This is a genomic window from Flavobacterium sp. PL11 (assembly GCF_035985025.1).
Lineage (GTDB): Bacteria > Bacteroidota > Bacteroidia > Flavobacteriales > Flavobacteriaceae > Flavobacterium.
This window is the reverse complement of sequence record NZ_JAXCIA010000005.1, coordinates 70,045-83,714: the sequence shown is the minus strand read 5'-3', so window position 1 is coordinate 83,714 and position 13,670 is coordinate 70,045. Positions and strand designations below refer to the sequence as shown.

General features: G+C 32.3%; 12 protein-coding genes. 3 read left to right on the top strand and 9 right to left on the bottom strand.

Annotation, left to right across the window (positions count from 1 at the left end; all coding sequences use genetic code 11):
• Position 1 precedes the first annotated feature (1 nt).
• The 3 genes from RCH18_RS04185 to RCH18_RS04175 all read right to left on the bottom strand — a co-directional run bounded on the left by RCH18_RS04185 (position 2) and on the right by RCH18_RS04175 (position 6,566).
• Positions 2–709, bottom strand: coding sequence for a YqjF family protein (locus tag RCH18_RS04185; protein ID WP_326935497.1), 708 nt, complete (start codon positions 707–709; stop codon positions 2–4).
• Between the two features lie 136 nt (positions 710–845).
• A complete protein-coding gene (locus tag RCH18_RS04180) occupies positions 846–4,514 on the bottom strand; it encodes an SNF2-related protein (RefSeq protein ID WP_326935496.1) in 3,669 nt (1,222 codons plus the stop codon).
• Positions 4,515–4,538: 24 nt separating this feature from the next.
• Positions 4,539–6,566 (bottom strand): M3 family metallopeptidase, encoded by a 2,028-nt coding sequence (locus RCH18_RS04175; RefSeq protein WP_326935495.1) that lies wholly within the window; start codon positions 6,564–6,566, stop codon positions 4,539–4,541.
• A 226-nt stretch (positions 6,567–6,792) separates the two neighbouring features.
• On the opposite strand from RCH18_RS04175, the gene RCH18_RS04170 reads away from it, so the two are divergent.
• Complete coding sequence (locus RCH18_RS04170; RefSeq protein ID WP_326935494.1) at positions 6,793–7,464, top strand: hypothetical protein; 672 nt, start codon at positions 6,793–6,795, stop codon at positions 7,462–7,464.
• Between the two features lie 128 nt (positions 7,465–7,592).
• Here the strand turns inward: RCH18_RS04170 and purE are convergent, their stop codons facing one another.
• From purE to RCH18_RS04140, 6 genes are all read right to left on the bottom strand, one after another.
• Positions 7,593–8,078 (bottom strand): 5-(carboxyamino)imidazole ribonucleotide mutase, encoded by a 486-nt coding sequence (purE, locus tag RCH18_RS04165; protein WP_326935493.1) that lies wholly within the window; start codon positions 8,076–8,078, stop codon positions 7,593–7,595.
• A 9-nt stretch (positions 8,079–8,087) separates the two neighbouring features.
• A complete protein-coding gene (locus RCH18_RS04160; protein WP_326935492.1) occupies positions 8,088–8,684 on the bottom strand; it encodes a hypothetical protein in 597 nt (198 codons plus the stop codon).
• A gap of 1 nt (position 8,685) precedes the next feature.
• On the bottom strand, positions 8,686–9,987 hold the full coding sequence (locus RCH18_RS04155; protein WP_326935491.1) for an AAA family ATPase: 1,302 nt from the start codon (positions 9,985–9,987) through the stop codon (positions 8,686–8,688).
• Positions 9,988–10,058: 71 nt separating this feature from the next.
• Positions 10,059–11,216: a 5-(carboxyamino)imidazole ribonucleotide synthase gene (locus tag RCH18_RS04150; protein WP_326935490.1), complete on the bottom strand. Its 1,158-nt coding sequence runs from the start codon at positions 11,214–11,216 to the stop codon at positions 10,059–10,061.
• A gap of 71 nt (positions 11,217–11,287) precedes the next feature.
• Entirely contained in the window at positions 11,288–11,710 is a 423-nt protein-coding gene (locus RCH18_RS04145; protein WP_326935489.1) for a type II toxin-antitoxin system VapC family toxin, read from the bottom strand.
• Complete coding sequence (locus tag RCH18_RS04140) at positions 11,700–11,951, bottom strand: DUF6364 family protein (protein ID WP_326935488.1); 252 nt, start codon at positions 11,949–11,951, stop codon at positions 11,700–11,702. Before RCH18_RS04140 ends, RCH18_RS04145 begins: the two co-directional genes overlap by 11 nt.
• 442 nt (positions 11,952–12,393) lie before the next feature.
• Here RCH18_RS04140 and hpt point away from each other — a divergent pair, with 442 nt between their 5' ends.
• Both hpt and RCH18_RS04130 read left to right on the top strand, forming a co-directional pair.
• Positions 12,394–12,924: a hypoxanthine phosphoribosyltransferase gene (gene hpt, locus RCH18_RS04135; protein WP_326935487.1), complete on the top strand. Its 531-nt coding sequence runs from the start codon at positions 12,394–12,396 to the stop codon at positions 12,922–12,924.
• 12 nt (positions 12,925–12,936) lie between these two features.
• Entirely contained in the window at positions 12,937–13,509 is a 573-nt protein-coding gene (locus RCH18_RS04130) for an adenylate kinase (RefSeq protein WP_326935486.1), read from the top strand.
• Positions 13,510–13,670 lie beyond the last annotated feature (161 nt).

Sequence of the window (13,670 nt, the reverse complement as noted above, 5' to 3'; positions counted from 1 at the left end):
ACTATATTTTTCTCTTGTCTTCGATAGTTATAGCGGAGCCAACCGCCACAAAAACTGAAGTTGGTTCTAAATCCTTGATAAATGCAAATTCTTTTCCGTAAACTCCTTCAATGTCAATTACAGAAGTGTTTTTTATAACTTGATATTGCTGCCATCTGGGATGAGTGACTTGATACTCAAAACTTTGATTTTCATTAATTTTAGTGTAACCAAAATAATGCTCCGTAATAAATTCAGCCTCTGAATCAATTTCAATTTCGATAGGATTTTTTTCAGTTTCTACGTGAATTGTATTCCAATTATTATTTACTTTCCATTGATAAATAAATTCTCTCGAATTTTCGTTAACCGTCAACGTATGTTTCATTGGCAACGTGCTGTAATGCTCATTATAGAATGTATTGGCTACAAATGAAATGGCATGTTTTGGAACAATTTCGCTAATAAAAACAGCACCTCTTTTCCAAACTCCGTTCTCAAAACGCCTAACATAAAAGCGCAAATTCACTTCTTCAAAATCAGAGTGAAAAGGGATTTTAATTCCTAAGACGCGTACTTTTTCGAAAAGAAAACCAATAAAACTGACATAACATTTGCCATTCCAGAAATCAAGTTCGGTTCCTTTTGGGACATATTTTTGTAGAATTTCTGGATTAACTTCGTAATTAATCATCGCTAGATTATTCCATTCGGCTTTTAAAAAACTCATCTTTTACTTATTTTTATATATTTTGTGCTATGCTTATATTTTATTAAATGCTTATTATTTCAGCTATTATTTCTTGCTTTTATTTTTTTTCAATTGACATAAAACTTTTATTGAAAACAATACAATTGCAATTCAATTATCGAAACAATTCCTTTACTTCATTAAGATCAAATGATTTCTTCTCATCATCTATTGAGATAATACTTGAAGCTACTTTTTTCTTTTTTTGTTGCAACGATACAATTTTTTCCTCGATGGTATCTTTACAAATCATCCGATATGCCATTACTTTTTTAGTTTGACCTATGCGATAACAGCGATCTATAGCTTGATTTTCGACGGCAGGATTCCACCATGGATCAATGATAAAAACGTAATCAGCCTCGGTAAGATTCAAACCAGTACCACCAGCTTTTAAACTTATAAGAAATACTCTAACATCAGCATTATTCTGAAAATTCTCTACTCTTTCTTGTCTATTGGTAGTTTGTCCGTCCAAATATTCGTAATGAATTTGGTCTTCTTCTAATCGTGTTTTTACAATTTGCAACATTTTTACAAATTGGGAAAAAACTAAAATTTTGTGATTTCCTGTTTTCTCTTTGATGTTTTCCATTAGTGCTTCTAACTTCACTGAATAATTTCCAAAATCCTCTTCGGAGGGAATTAGCGCTGTCGAATTGCATATTTGCCTCAATTTAGTCAAACCTTCTAAAATGTACATTTGTGATTTCTCAACGCCGTTTTCATCAATTTTGTTCAGTAAATAATCACGGTATTTGTTTTTAAAAGTAGTGTAAACAGCACGCTGTTCTTTTTCCATTTCACAAAAAATAATGCTTTCGGTTTTTTCAGGTAATTCGGTTGCAACTTGCTCTTTAGTTCGTCGCAACATAAACGGCGTTATTATTTTACTTAATATTTGCGAAGCATCAACATCTTTATCTTTATCAATTGCATCCGAAAAGTTGTTTTTAAAATGTGTCATATTACCTAATAATCCAGGATTCAAGAAATTAAGTTGTGCATATAAGTCAAACGTATTGTTTTCTATAGGAGTTCCTGTAAGCGCGATTCTGTTGTAAGAATGCAGCAATCTTACTGCTTTGTAACGCTTTGAATTTGGGTTTTTTATGGCTTGACTTTCGTCCAAAATAACATAGTTAAACTTAAAATCTTTTAAAAATTCAATATCATTTAGTAAAGATCCGTAAGTCGAAATAATTAAATCATATTTAGTAAAATTATCTTTGTTTTCTAATCGGCTCGCACCGGTAAAAGTGAGCATCTTCAAGCTAGGGCAAAATTTTTCTATTTCATTTCTCCAATTAAAAATTAGAGAAGTGGGTGCAATAATCAATGAGGGTTCACTCTTTGGATTGCTTATTTTTAAATGTTGTAAAAACGCAATAGTTTGTAAAGTTTTACCCAATCCCATATCATCAGCTAAACAACCACCTAGCTGATTTTTATCCAAAAAAGCAAGCCAGTTTAAGCCGTGATGCTGATAATCTCGCAGTTTTGCTTTTATTCCTTTTGGTATAGCAATTACTTCAATTTCAGAAATGTTTTGCAGGCGCATTTTTTTATTATATAATTCTTCAAGGAATGCCGGTTTACTGTCCATTTCTTGATACAATTCGTCTATAATTCCAAATTGATAATTTGACATTTGGATTCCGTTTTTCTTGATCTCACCAGATTTAAAATAATTGGCAAATTTCTTCATCCAATCTTCTGGCAGAATTCCTAACGTTCCATCGCCAAGTGTAACATAATTTGATTTTTTCAGAAAAGCCTTTTGTAACTCCTTAATATTTACTTTTTGATTGCCAAAGCTAATATCGATTTCAATATCAAACCAGTCAATATCTGATTTTAAATTGACACGAATAACGGGTTTGTTTAAATTGAATTTGAAGGATTTTAATTCATTTGCACCAAAAACAGTAATGCCTAATTGCTTCATTCTTTCGGTGGCGTGTAACATCCAATAGTTCTCAAAAAGTTCCTCGGGTGTGAGAAAAAATAGATTTTCTTGAGTTTCAAATTTTGGATGTAAACCTCTAAATTCTTCAATAAAATTATCCTCAAAAGATTGGTTTCGTTCCTTGTATGTGATTTTTGTGTCTTCGGCGGCTTCGAGCAATAATTCATTTGAAAATACAGGAACGAGTGTTTTATCGTATTGAATCACAGGTTTAAAAACAATATATTGTCCCTCTAAATCGGACATATAAATTTGCTTTTCAATATTTTCTGTTTCTACTTTGGTTTTAGATTTCTTGAAAATAGTTGTTTGAATTTCAAATTTCTTAGATAGTGGTAAGACTACCTTTTCAATAAAATTAGGCACATCTTTCTTAAAGTAATTAATTTCTGCTTTATTTACAAAATTACTTATGTGTGCCGCTACACTGGCATTTGGAATGGGATAAGCGTTACCCTCGAAAAAAATAAACAAATTACTTACAATTATTGATGGACTATTGAGGTTAAAGTCTTTATCTCCAATTGCTATTTTTGCTTTGAGTGTATAGAAATATTTATTTTCGCTTATCGTAAAAAACAATCTTATTTTTGTCTCTTCTATTTTTGTTAAAGTTAAATTTTTCCTTGTTAAGCTAGATGTATCGTCATGTTTAAAGACTAAAAGCGTTTTCCATAATGGTAATAAAATTTCTAAATTTTCAAATGCTCTAGTCAAATAGCCTATTTCCCTTTTTGATTCGTAAGTCTCAATTAAATCATTTAACTGTAACGATTTTATAATTATAGTTTCATTTTTTTCATGAAGGAATAAGTGCATAGATTCATTTATGCTATAATAATTAAGTTCGGAAATACTGGATGCAAAATCGTTTTTTGCCTTGTTATATTTAGCTTGAAATGGGATTACTCCGGTAAATTTTTTCCCTCTAAAGCCAAAATAAATCCCTAATCCAAAGTCGAGATCAAAATGATCTGGTGTAGGTAGTCGAGCACTTAACTCTACTGCTTCATTTGTATAAATATTAGAAAAGTCTTGAAATCCATGCTGAATATTTTTGTACTTTGAAGTTGCTTGAAATCCTTTTTTAGTAATTTGAAAATCAAATATTTCCTCGATCCCAGCAGTTTCAGTTAGATTATATTGTTGTAAAAATGCTTTAATTTTTTGTGCTAAATAAGTGGTACTAAAGAAATTTTCGCCCAGTTTCTTTTTTATAATTTTTAAGCTAAAACCTACATGGTCGCATGGTTTTTCTTTATTAGAACAAGTACAGCTAGTTTCTAAAATCTTAGTTTCACTATCAAAACTTATGGTTTGTTGGAAGTTGCCCCAGTCTGAGAATAATGTTTTTACCTCCGTTTGTGAGGCACTGCTAACTTGTATGTGATTTTCATAATAACTATTATAGCGCGACGGAAATCGAGATAGAACGACATCCGAAAGAAGCTCGTTCACTAAATGCGCTTGATTTAATTTCAAGATTTTTACATCTGTAAAATCATTTAGATTATTTAAAATACTATTTGTTTTTTTAATAATGACTTTACAAATGTCGTTAAGAGCTGCAATTATATGTTTACAAAGACCTCCATGATCGTAGGGACAGCTGCAATAGGTTTGAATTTTTTTTGGATTAGAGATATTAATTTCTATCTGATATGGTGCAGTAGCTCCGCCAAGATACTCAAACTCAAACTGACCAAAATAAGTATTTGTCAACGTGGGACTTATGTTTTTTGCATTAGTCGTAGCCCTTTCGATACTATTTTCTTTTAGGTAATCTTGTATAAATTTTAGGTCTGTTAGCTCCATTTTTAAACGAAATAAATCAATATTTTAAATTAATCCTGCTCTTTTTAATAAAGCGTCAGGTTTTGGTTCTTGGCCTCTAAAACGTTTATATAATTCCATTGGTGGTTCAGTTCCACCTTTAGAAAGTACGTTTTCTTTAAATTTGGTTGCGACCTCTTTATTAAAAATTCCTTTTTCTTTAAAGTATTCAAAGGCATCTGCATCTAAAACTTCTGCCCATTTGTAGCTATAATAACCCGAGGAATAGCCGCCTTGAAAAATATGTGAAAAAGCAGTACTCATCGCGTTTTCAGCAACTTCAGGATACAATTGCGTAGCGGAAAATTGTTCGGTTTCGAAAGCTTTGACATCTGTAATATTCGAGGGATCATGGCCATGCCAACCCATATCTAGCAATCCAAAACTCAACTGACGCATTGTTGCTAATCCTTCTTGAAAACTCGCACTTTCTTTGATTTTGTTTACGTATTCTTGCGGAATCACCTCGCCGGTTTCATAATGAGTTGCAAATAAAGCCAGAGCTTCGGGTTCGTAACACCAGTTTTCCATCATCTGACTCGGCAATTCGACAAAGTCCCAATAAACAGAAGTTCCTGATAAACTTGGATAAGTGGTGTTGGCTAACATTCCGTGTAATCCATGTCCAAATTCATGAAATAAAGTAGTTACTTCATTAAAAGTTAATAACGATGGTTTCGTTTCAGTGGGTTTAGTGAAATTACAAACGTTCGAAATGTGCGGTCTTTCGTTTACGCCATCTTTAACATATTGTGATTTAAATGAGGTCATCCAAGCGCCGTTGCGTTTCCCTTTTCGAGGAAAAAAATCAGCGTAAAATATAGCTACTAAATCCTTTTTTTCATCTGATACTTCATAAGTCATTACATCAGGATGGTATTTGTCAATATCAAATACTTCTGTAAAAGTCAGTCCGTATAATTTATCAGCAATCGTAAAAGCACCGTTTAGAACTTTCTCTAACTGAAAATACGGTTTTAATTTTTCATCGTCTAAATTAAAAAGCTTTTGTTTTAATTTTTCAGAGTAATAACTGCCATCCCATTTTTCTAACTGTTTAATTCCGTCTATTTCTTTGGCGAAAGCCGATAATTCTTCGAATTCTTTTAGTGCTGCAGGTTTGGCTTTTGCCAATAAATCATTGGAGAACGAAAGTACTTTTTCTGGGCTTTGCGCCATTCTTTCTTCCAAAACAAAATGAGCGTGCGTTGCGTATCCTAATAATTGAGCCCTTTGAAAACGTAATTTTGCAATTTGCAAAACGATCGCCTGATTGTCAAATTCATTGTTTTGAAAACCTCGAGCTCCAAAGGCAATTGCTAATTTTTTACGCAGTTCACGATTGTCGGCGTAAGTCATAAAAGGTACGTAACTAGGATGGTCTAGTGTAAATATCCACCCTTTTTTGTCCTGGGCTTTCGCCAAAGAACGAGCTGCTTCAACAGTGCCTTCTGGTAATCCTGCTAAATCTTCTTCATCTGTCAAATGCATTTCGAACGCATTGGTTTCAGCCAAAATATTTTCGCCAAATTGCAAACTTAATTTTGATAGTTCTTTGTCAATTATGCGTAGTTCATTTTTTTTATCTTCAGGTAGATTTGCTCCGTTGCGTGAAAAACTTTTATATTTCTTGTCTAGTAAAGTGCTCTGTTCAGGAGTGATTTGGAGTGATTCTCTCGAATCATAAACCGCTTTTACTCGTGCAAATAACTCAGGGTTTAATCGGATGTCGTTTCCAAATTCAGATAAAAGTGGGGAAACTTCTTGTGCAATTTTTTGCATTTCATCATTGGTTTCAGCTGAATTTAAGTTGAAGAAAACACTCGAAGCTCGATCAAGAATATCGCCAGTGTAATCCATTGCTTCAATGGTGTTTTCAAAGGTTGGAGCGTCAGTATTATTTACAATAGAATCAATTTCGGCTTTGGCCAAGGTGATTCCTTGCTGAATAGCAGGTAAAAAATCTTCGTTTTTTATTTGTGAAAAAGGAGCTGTGTTGTGTTTAGTAGAAAAGTATTTTGTTAAGATATTCATTGCTAGTGTAATTGTTCTTATTAATTATTTTGAATTTTTTATTTTCACAAAGGTAGCGATTTATAAAAAAGACAATGATAAAATAGAGGGGATTATCTTTCCCTAATTTTAAAGGATCCGTGTTATAGTTATGTTATTTATTTTTTTGAAAGTTTTTAAAGGCGTAATTTCGAGTAAAGGTTAATTATTGTAAAAAATTAGTCAAAAATCATTTTAAAATAAGATTATGAATTACCAAATTATAATAAAGCGAGTAGATACCGTGAATGAACTCGAAGGATATTGGTCAGATGAAGATTTAATTCAATTACTAGAAAAATTCAATTATCCAGACGGCGCAACTGCTGAGAAAAAGAATTTACCAGAACTTTTAGAAATGGCTATTTCGGATTACGAGCCCAGTGAAGCCGCCGAAATTGTCCTGACCTATAAATTGTCGGAGGAGTTAAATGAGGGACAAATTCAGCAAATTTCACATAACATGTTAATCGATAAAGTATGCGAGGAATATCCTGAAATTCACATGCAGGGAAGATTATTTCATACGAACCAATTACTTTTTAAGGCATATAACGGAAAGTTTCCAAATGCAAAAGCTTCAGTGGTGCATTTTTCAATGACACCTGATGAAGCTGATACGGCAAAGGTTTTGACTAAAGAAAACGTGTTAAAATTATTAAATAACGGATTGTCTGATAGAAATCTTATCAAACGATTGTTTGATGATCAAATCTCTCAAAACATTCCTTTTCCAGAAGCTGAAGGAATTATTTGGGAATTAAAAACAGACGACAATATAAATTATACTTTAGTGACTTCAGAGAATTGGATCAATAATGAAGATTTAATTAGTTCAGAATTTGAAAGTGTATTGGAGGAAATTATCGAAGAAGTTTAATTGTAGATCACAAAGCTATAAAACGTCAAAGGCCTCCTGAAAATGGAGGCCTTTGACGTTTGTGTTTTTTTCCGATACGAATTTCACGAAGTGGCACAAATTAATAACAGAGCTTTATGTCGTAATTTCTATTTTTTCAAACTTTCCGAAGCTTTATTTACGGCTTCTTTCAATTCTAACTTATAAGCAATTATGCGTTTTAAAACTTCTTTGTTGCTGCTTCCAATAATTTGAGCCGCGAGAATCCCAGCATTTTTCGCCCCATTTAATGCTACAGTTGCCACAGGAACGCCGCCTGGCATTTGTAAAATAGATAAAACCGAATCCCAACCATCAATAGAATTACTTGATTTTACTGGAACACCAATCACTGGTAGTGGTGACATCGATGCAACCATTCCTGGTAAATGCGCCGCGCCTCCAGCTCCAGCAATGACCACCGAGATCCCTCTTAAATGAGCGTTTTGACTGAAATCAAATAATTTTTCAGGTGTTCTGTGTGCCGATACAATATCAACTTCCACCTCGATTTCAAATGATTTTAATATATCTATTGCTTCTTGCATTACTGGCATATCTGAGATACTTCCCATTATTACGGCTACTTTGCTCATTGTTTTTGTTTATGTAAGTTGAGGAATCACATTCCAAATATCAATTTTAAACTCTTCTTGAATGGCTCTTAAATATGAAATCTGTTTAATGTCATCTTCGATTAAGATTTTAAAGAATTCTTCCGCTGATTCGCCGAATTTTTGAATTTCTTCCCTTTTTCTGCGAATATATTTTTTTCTTTCTTCGGCGAGAATCAAGTCATCTAACTTAATTAAAGAGATTAAGTTTTGAGCTTGTTTATCTACTGAATCTGAAACTCTATAATCGCCGTAATCATAAATTATCCTGTCGTTAAAGTGGTCATCTGTTGGTAATAATATAGGTTGAAAATTTTCCCATTTTGTTGCTTTCTCTTTGTTCCACTGATGTTTTACAAGAAACCAGTTTGAATACGAATCTTTATCAGTTCCTTTTAAATTCGGATTAAAATGTTCGATGTCTCGTGCATCTGCTCTTCCTAAATACTCTTCTGTGTAACAACAAAATCCTTTTTGCTCGTGGTATAAGATCTTCGAAATTTTCAAATTGTTGTTTGAATTACCTTCTATGTAATTGAGATTATTTGTAATGATTTCAGAATTATCATTTTTATGTACTCTACTCATATTAGAAATTGTAGGTATCACCGAGTTTAACTGTCTTTAACAGTAATTCTTTCTTTCTTTTAGGATCATTTTCACTAGCCATTTTCTGTTTTAAGCTAATGTACTTTTGATATGCTTCCTTTGCATGCTTATTGTAATAATTGACACCAAAATCATTATTTAAAATATCATTAGGATCATCGCCAATTGGAGATTCACCTCTCCGAACAGCTACCTTTCCTTCTTGATCAAAATAAAGAATAAAGCGTTCTTCGGGTTCAAAGGACGCTGCAATAAATGGCGAATGTGTAGCTACAATAAACTGTGCATCGGGAGCTAAATTTTGATAATGATCCATCAAATCCATTTGCATATCTGGATATAAAGAACGTTCAGGTTCGTCAATTAATATGATTGAATCTTTTGTGTCTAATTTGAACAAAGGTAAAAATGAAAGTAAAAGTCCTTTGGTTCCAGTACTGGTACTTTGAATTGGAATTATTTCGTCTGTCTTCTTATTTTTTATAGGTATTGAATATTCGGTGTTGACCAAATCAACTTCTAAATTTAATTTTTCTAAAATTGGATTAAATTTTTTGGCAAAATCGGCTATGGCATTAGGATTCTCCTTTTGCCATTTTTTATATTCTATATCAAGCTTCTTTTGATCTCCAAGTAGCCCTTTATGTATTAGTTCAGACATTTTTTGAGTAAAATTTTTTCGATAGTATAATATTTTGCTCAGTAAAGAAAGCCATATTTCGGTATCCACTTTATCGTCAAAAACTGTTGAAGGAAGAGTGTAATCATTTTTTTTTCCTAATCTGGGAATATTTTGTTCTGGATATCTTTCAAATAAGTCAATTGGATTTTTAGAAAAAATATCGATGTTTTTATCCGATATTATATTGGCTTTAAAGTAAAAAACATCTTTTTGATTTTGATATGGAATTAATGGGGTTATTGTTCCTCCCTTATTTTTAAATTTATAGTTTTGGTTTTTGAAATCGATTTCACCACCCCTTAATTTAAGGATTTCATCATCTATGAAAAGATTGATCTCTCCATTTAAATCTTTTATAGGGTTACTTAATCCTGCTAAATAAGTATTGTCAATCAATTCTAAAGCGAAAATCTTTAAAATATGTTCAAAAATCAACTCCAACAAACTGGTCTTCCCCGTAGCACTTTGCCCAATTAAACAAATTTTATCCAACGGTTTTCCGCGTTTTTCTTCAATGTGAAAATCTTCAGGATACGTAAAATCAAAATCTAGATTCTTTAAATGTCTAAAAGTATCAATATGTAGTTTTGAAATTTTCATTTACTGGTTTTTTACAAAGCTAATTAAAAAATTATTGTTATCTTATGATGTAAACTGAGACTAAAAACTGTTTACTGAACACTAATCACTCTTATACTATTCTTTACTTCCTCGGCAATTCGTCTGGCTTCATCAATATCTTTATTTACAATAGTAACGTGCCCCATTTTTCTAAAGGGTCTTGTTTGCCTCTTTCCGTAAATATGAGGAGTAACGCCGTTCCAAGCTAATATCTTTTCGATATTTTCGTAAACAACATCTCCAGAAAAACCTTCGGCGCCAACTAAATTCACCATAATCCCAGCCACTTTACTATCTGTATTTCCTAAAGGCAAATCTAAAATAGCTCTCAAATGATTTTCAAATTGTGAAGTATAACTCGCCTCAATAGAATAATGTCCAGAATTATGTGGTCTAGGTGCCACTTCGTTTACAATAATCTCATCATCTTCTGTCTGGAACATTTCTACCGCTAAAAGTCCAACATGATTGAATTTTTTAGAGACATTCAATGCAATAGCTCTTGCTTTCTGGGCAACTTCATCGTCGATTCGAGCGGGACAAATCACATATTCAACTTGGTTGGCCTCGGGATGAAACTCCATTTCAACTACAGGATACGTTTTTATTTCGCCAGAAGGGGAACGACAAACAATCACCGCTAATTCATTTTTAAAAGGAATCATTTCCTCTGCAATGCATTCAACATTTGCTAGATTGTCTAAATCAGATACTTCTCTAACGACTTTTACACCATTTCCATCGTATCCAAATTCAGTACATTTCCATACAAATGGCAATTCAACCTTAGATTCTAGTATAGCAACGACTAAACTTTTTAAATCATTGAATCTTGTGTAATTTGCTGTTGGAATAGCATGTTCTGTGTAAAAATCTTTTTGAACACCTTTGTTTTGAATCAGTTTCAACGTTTTAGGCGAAGGATAAACTTTTAATCCTTCATCTTCTAACCTTACTAAAGCTTCTAAATTAACTAATTCAATTTCGAAAGTCAATACATCAACTAATTTCCCAAAATTATAAACAGTTTCAAAGTCCATCAAATCTCCCTTGAAGAATTTATCGCAGGCTATTTTGCAAGGAGCTTCATCACTAGGATCCAAAACATAAGTTTGTATGTCGAATTTGCGAGTGTCAAACAACATCATTTTGCCGAGTTGACCGCCGCCTAATATGCCGAGTTTAAAATCAGAAGAAAAATAATTCATTTGTTTTAGTTATTGTTTGTTAACGGTCAAATGCAGTCGCTACGCTCGTGTCATTGTGTAGTTGTAGTTTTTTAGTTTAATGCGTTTAAAAATTCATTAGGTGTAAATATCCTAATCTCAGCATTTTTGTAATCTTTTAAATCTCTAGTCACAATACAATTCATATCGGGGATAGATTGAGCGGAAATTATTTGAATAGCATCTTCAAAATCTTTATGGTTGGATTGTAGACTTTTTCTCAGGATGTCCTCAGTCACAGGAATTATTAAAATTGTATCTAATAAATCCTCGATGATAGAACGTAATTCGACTTCGTTTACCATTTTTTTTACAATATAATGTAGTGTTCCAATGGAATGAGAAGTGGAGTATGTATTGATTTTGTTGTGCTGGCAATAATCAAAAATTGCTATTGATGATTCTGCAAAAGGTTTTCTGTTGGCTACAATGTCAACTAAAACATTAGTATCTAAAAAAATATTTTTATATACCATATTTTTCTTTGTAATATTCTTCTTTAGCTTTTTTAATATCAAAGTCAGCTGGAAGGGTAATACGACCAATCAATTTTCTAATTTTTGGATCAATATCTTTATAATCCAAATCTCTTTTCGATGTCAAATTTCTAAAATAACTCTCTACCATTTCAGATAAACTTCTACCTGTTTCTTTGGCATAAATTTTAGCTTGTTCAATGACTTCTTTTTCTAACGATAAAGTGAGTTTAGTATTCATGTACGTATAGTTTTTACAAATGTACGTAATTTTTATAATTGGTTACCAGTTTTCTTTAAAATTTCCTTAGCAACAGCCTTGTAAGCATAAGAATGTTTCTGGTAATCATCAATAAGAATACGTTGTAATTTAGGGTAAATCCAATCGTGTTTTTCGCCTATTTCATATAGTGTTAGCAGCCTTTATAATGGTTTTTATCCTCTGAGTTTAGAAGTAACATTATCGCTATAAGAAATAGGTTTTCTTGAGGTACAATAAGCTAAGCCATAGCATCTCTACTTTTACGGTCTGCACTGGTATTTACTATATTTTTGTAAAGATCGTTATTCATATAAAGTATTAAAAACAGAAAATTTGTAAATATACAGCATTCTTATGCTTTTAAATCTAAAATCTAAATTCAGAAATTGCTATCTTTGCCCATTATTTTAAACATCAAATAATGATACAACTTCACGATAAACAATTTGTTCCGTTCATTTCTGCTAAAGAAATTGAGTTTGCCTTGACAAAAATGGTTGCCCAGATACAAGATGATTTTGCAGATGAAATTCCCGTATTTGTCGGTGTTTTAAATGGTGCTTTTATGGTCGTTTCTGATTTTATGAAGTTATATAAAAAACCTTGTGAAGTCTCTTTTATAAAAATGGCTTCCTATGAAGGAACATCTTCTACTAATGATGTTAAGCAATTAATAGGTCTTAATCAAGATTTAACGGGGCGTTCTGTTATTATTATTGAAGATATTGTCGACACTGGAAATACTCTTGTGGAGCTAAAAGATTTATTTAAAAAACAAAATGTAAAACATTTTAAAATCGCAACGCTATTCTTTAAACCAGAGGCCTATACAAAAGATGTTAAAATTGATTATATTGGAATCCGCATTCCTAATAAGTTTATCGTAGGATATGGTTTAGATTATGATGGTTTGGGACGAAATTTATCAGAAGTTTATAAATTAAAAGAATAACTACACAACAACATGACTAACATTGTTTTATTTGGAAAACCAGGAGCTGGCAAAGGCACACAAGCCGAATTTCTTAAAGAAAAATATAAATTAACACATATTTCAACTGGAGATGTGTTCCGTTTTAATCTAAAAAACGACACTGATCTTGGCAAGCAAGCTCGAGTGTATATGGATGCAGGCGATTTAGTGCCAGATGAATTAACTACTAAAATGCTGATTGATGAGGTAAATAAACATCCTGATACTAATGGAATTTTGTTTGACGGTTACCCTAGAACATTATCGCAATCTGAAGCGTTAGATCAATTCTTAACTTCTATTAATTCAAAAGTGGCAGCAACAATCGCCCTTGAAGCTAATGATGAAATTTTAATCCAGCGTTTGTTAGAAAGAGGTAAAACAAGCGGCAGAATAGACGATCAAGACGAAGAAAAAATTAGAAATCGTTATCAAGAATACAATGAAAAAACAGCACCATTAATGGACTATTACAAAGCGCAGGGAAAATTTTTTCCAGTAAATGGCATTGGTTCTATTGCTGAAATTACAGATAGAGTAAGTACAGTTATTGATAATTTATAGCAGCTATTTCCAGCTGTACGTTGCAAGTCCTCACTTATAAAACTTATTTTCTAAGCCATAAAAGGAGCTTCCTCCGGTCGCTCTTTTCTGTCAAGAAAATGATGTTTTATAAGTTCCGGGCTTTCCACTACCATCTGGGCTAAAATAATAATTAATTAGAA

Coding starts and splice junctions, on each gene's coding strand:
- RCH18_RS04140 (WP_326935488.1), bottom strand. CDS start 11,951: ATGAATACTAAACTCACTTTATCGTTAGAAAAAGAAGTCATTGAACAA.
- RCH18_RS04170 (WP_326935494.1), top strand. CDS start 6,793: ATGAATTACCAAATTATAATAAAGCGAGTAGATACCGTGAATGAACTC.
- RCH18_RS04150 (WP_326935490.1), bottom strand. CDS start 11,216: ATGAATTATTTTTCTTCTGATTTTAAACTCGGCATATTAGGCGGCGGT.
- RCH18_RS04175 (WP_326935495.1), bottom strand. CDS start 6,566: ATGAATATCTTAACAAAATACTTTTCTACTAAACACAACACAGCTCCT.
- RCH18_RS04145 (WP_326935489.1), bottom strand. CDS start 11,710: ATGGTATATAAAAATATTTTTTTAGATACTAATGTTTTAGTTGACATT.
- RCH18_RS04130 (WP_326935486.1), top strand. CDS start 12,937: ATGACTAACATTGTTTTATTTGGAAAACCAGGAGCTGGCAAAGGCACA.
- RCH18_RS04160 (WP_326935492.1), bottom strand. CDS start 8,684: ATGAGTAGAGTACATAAAAATGATAATTCTGAAATCATTACAAATAAT.
- hpt (WP_326935487.1), top strand. CDS start 12,394: ATGATACAACTTCACGATAAACAATTTGTTCCGTTCATTTCTGCTAAA.
- RCH18_RS04180 (WP_326935496.1), bottom strand. CDS start 4,514: ATGGAGCTAACAGACCTAAAATTTATACAAGATTACCTAAAAGAAAAT.
- RCH18_RS04155 (WP_326935491.1), bottom strand. CDS start 9,987: ATGAAAATTTCAAAACTACATATTGATACTTTTAGACATTTAAAGAAT.
- RCH18_RS04185 (WP_326935497.1), bottom strand. CDS start 709: ATGAGTTTTTTAAAAGCCGAATGGAATAATCTAGCGATGATTAATTAC.
- purE (WP_326935493.1), bottom strand. CDS start 8,078: ATGAGCAAAGTAGCCGTAATAATGGGAAGTATCTCAGATATGCCAGTA.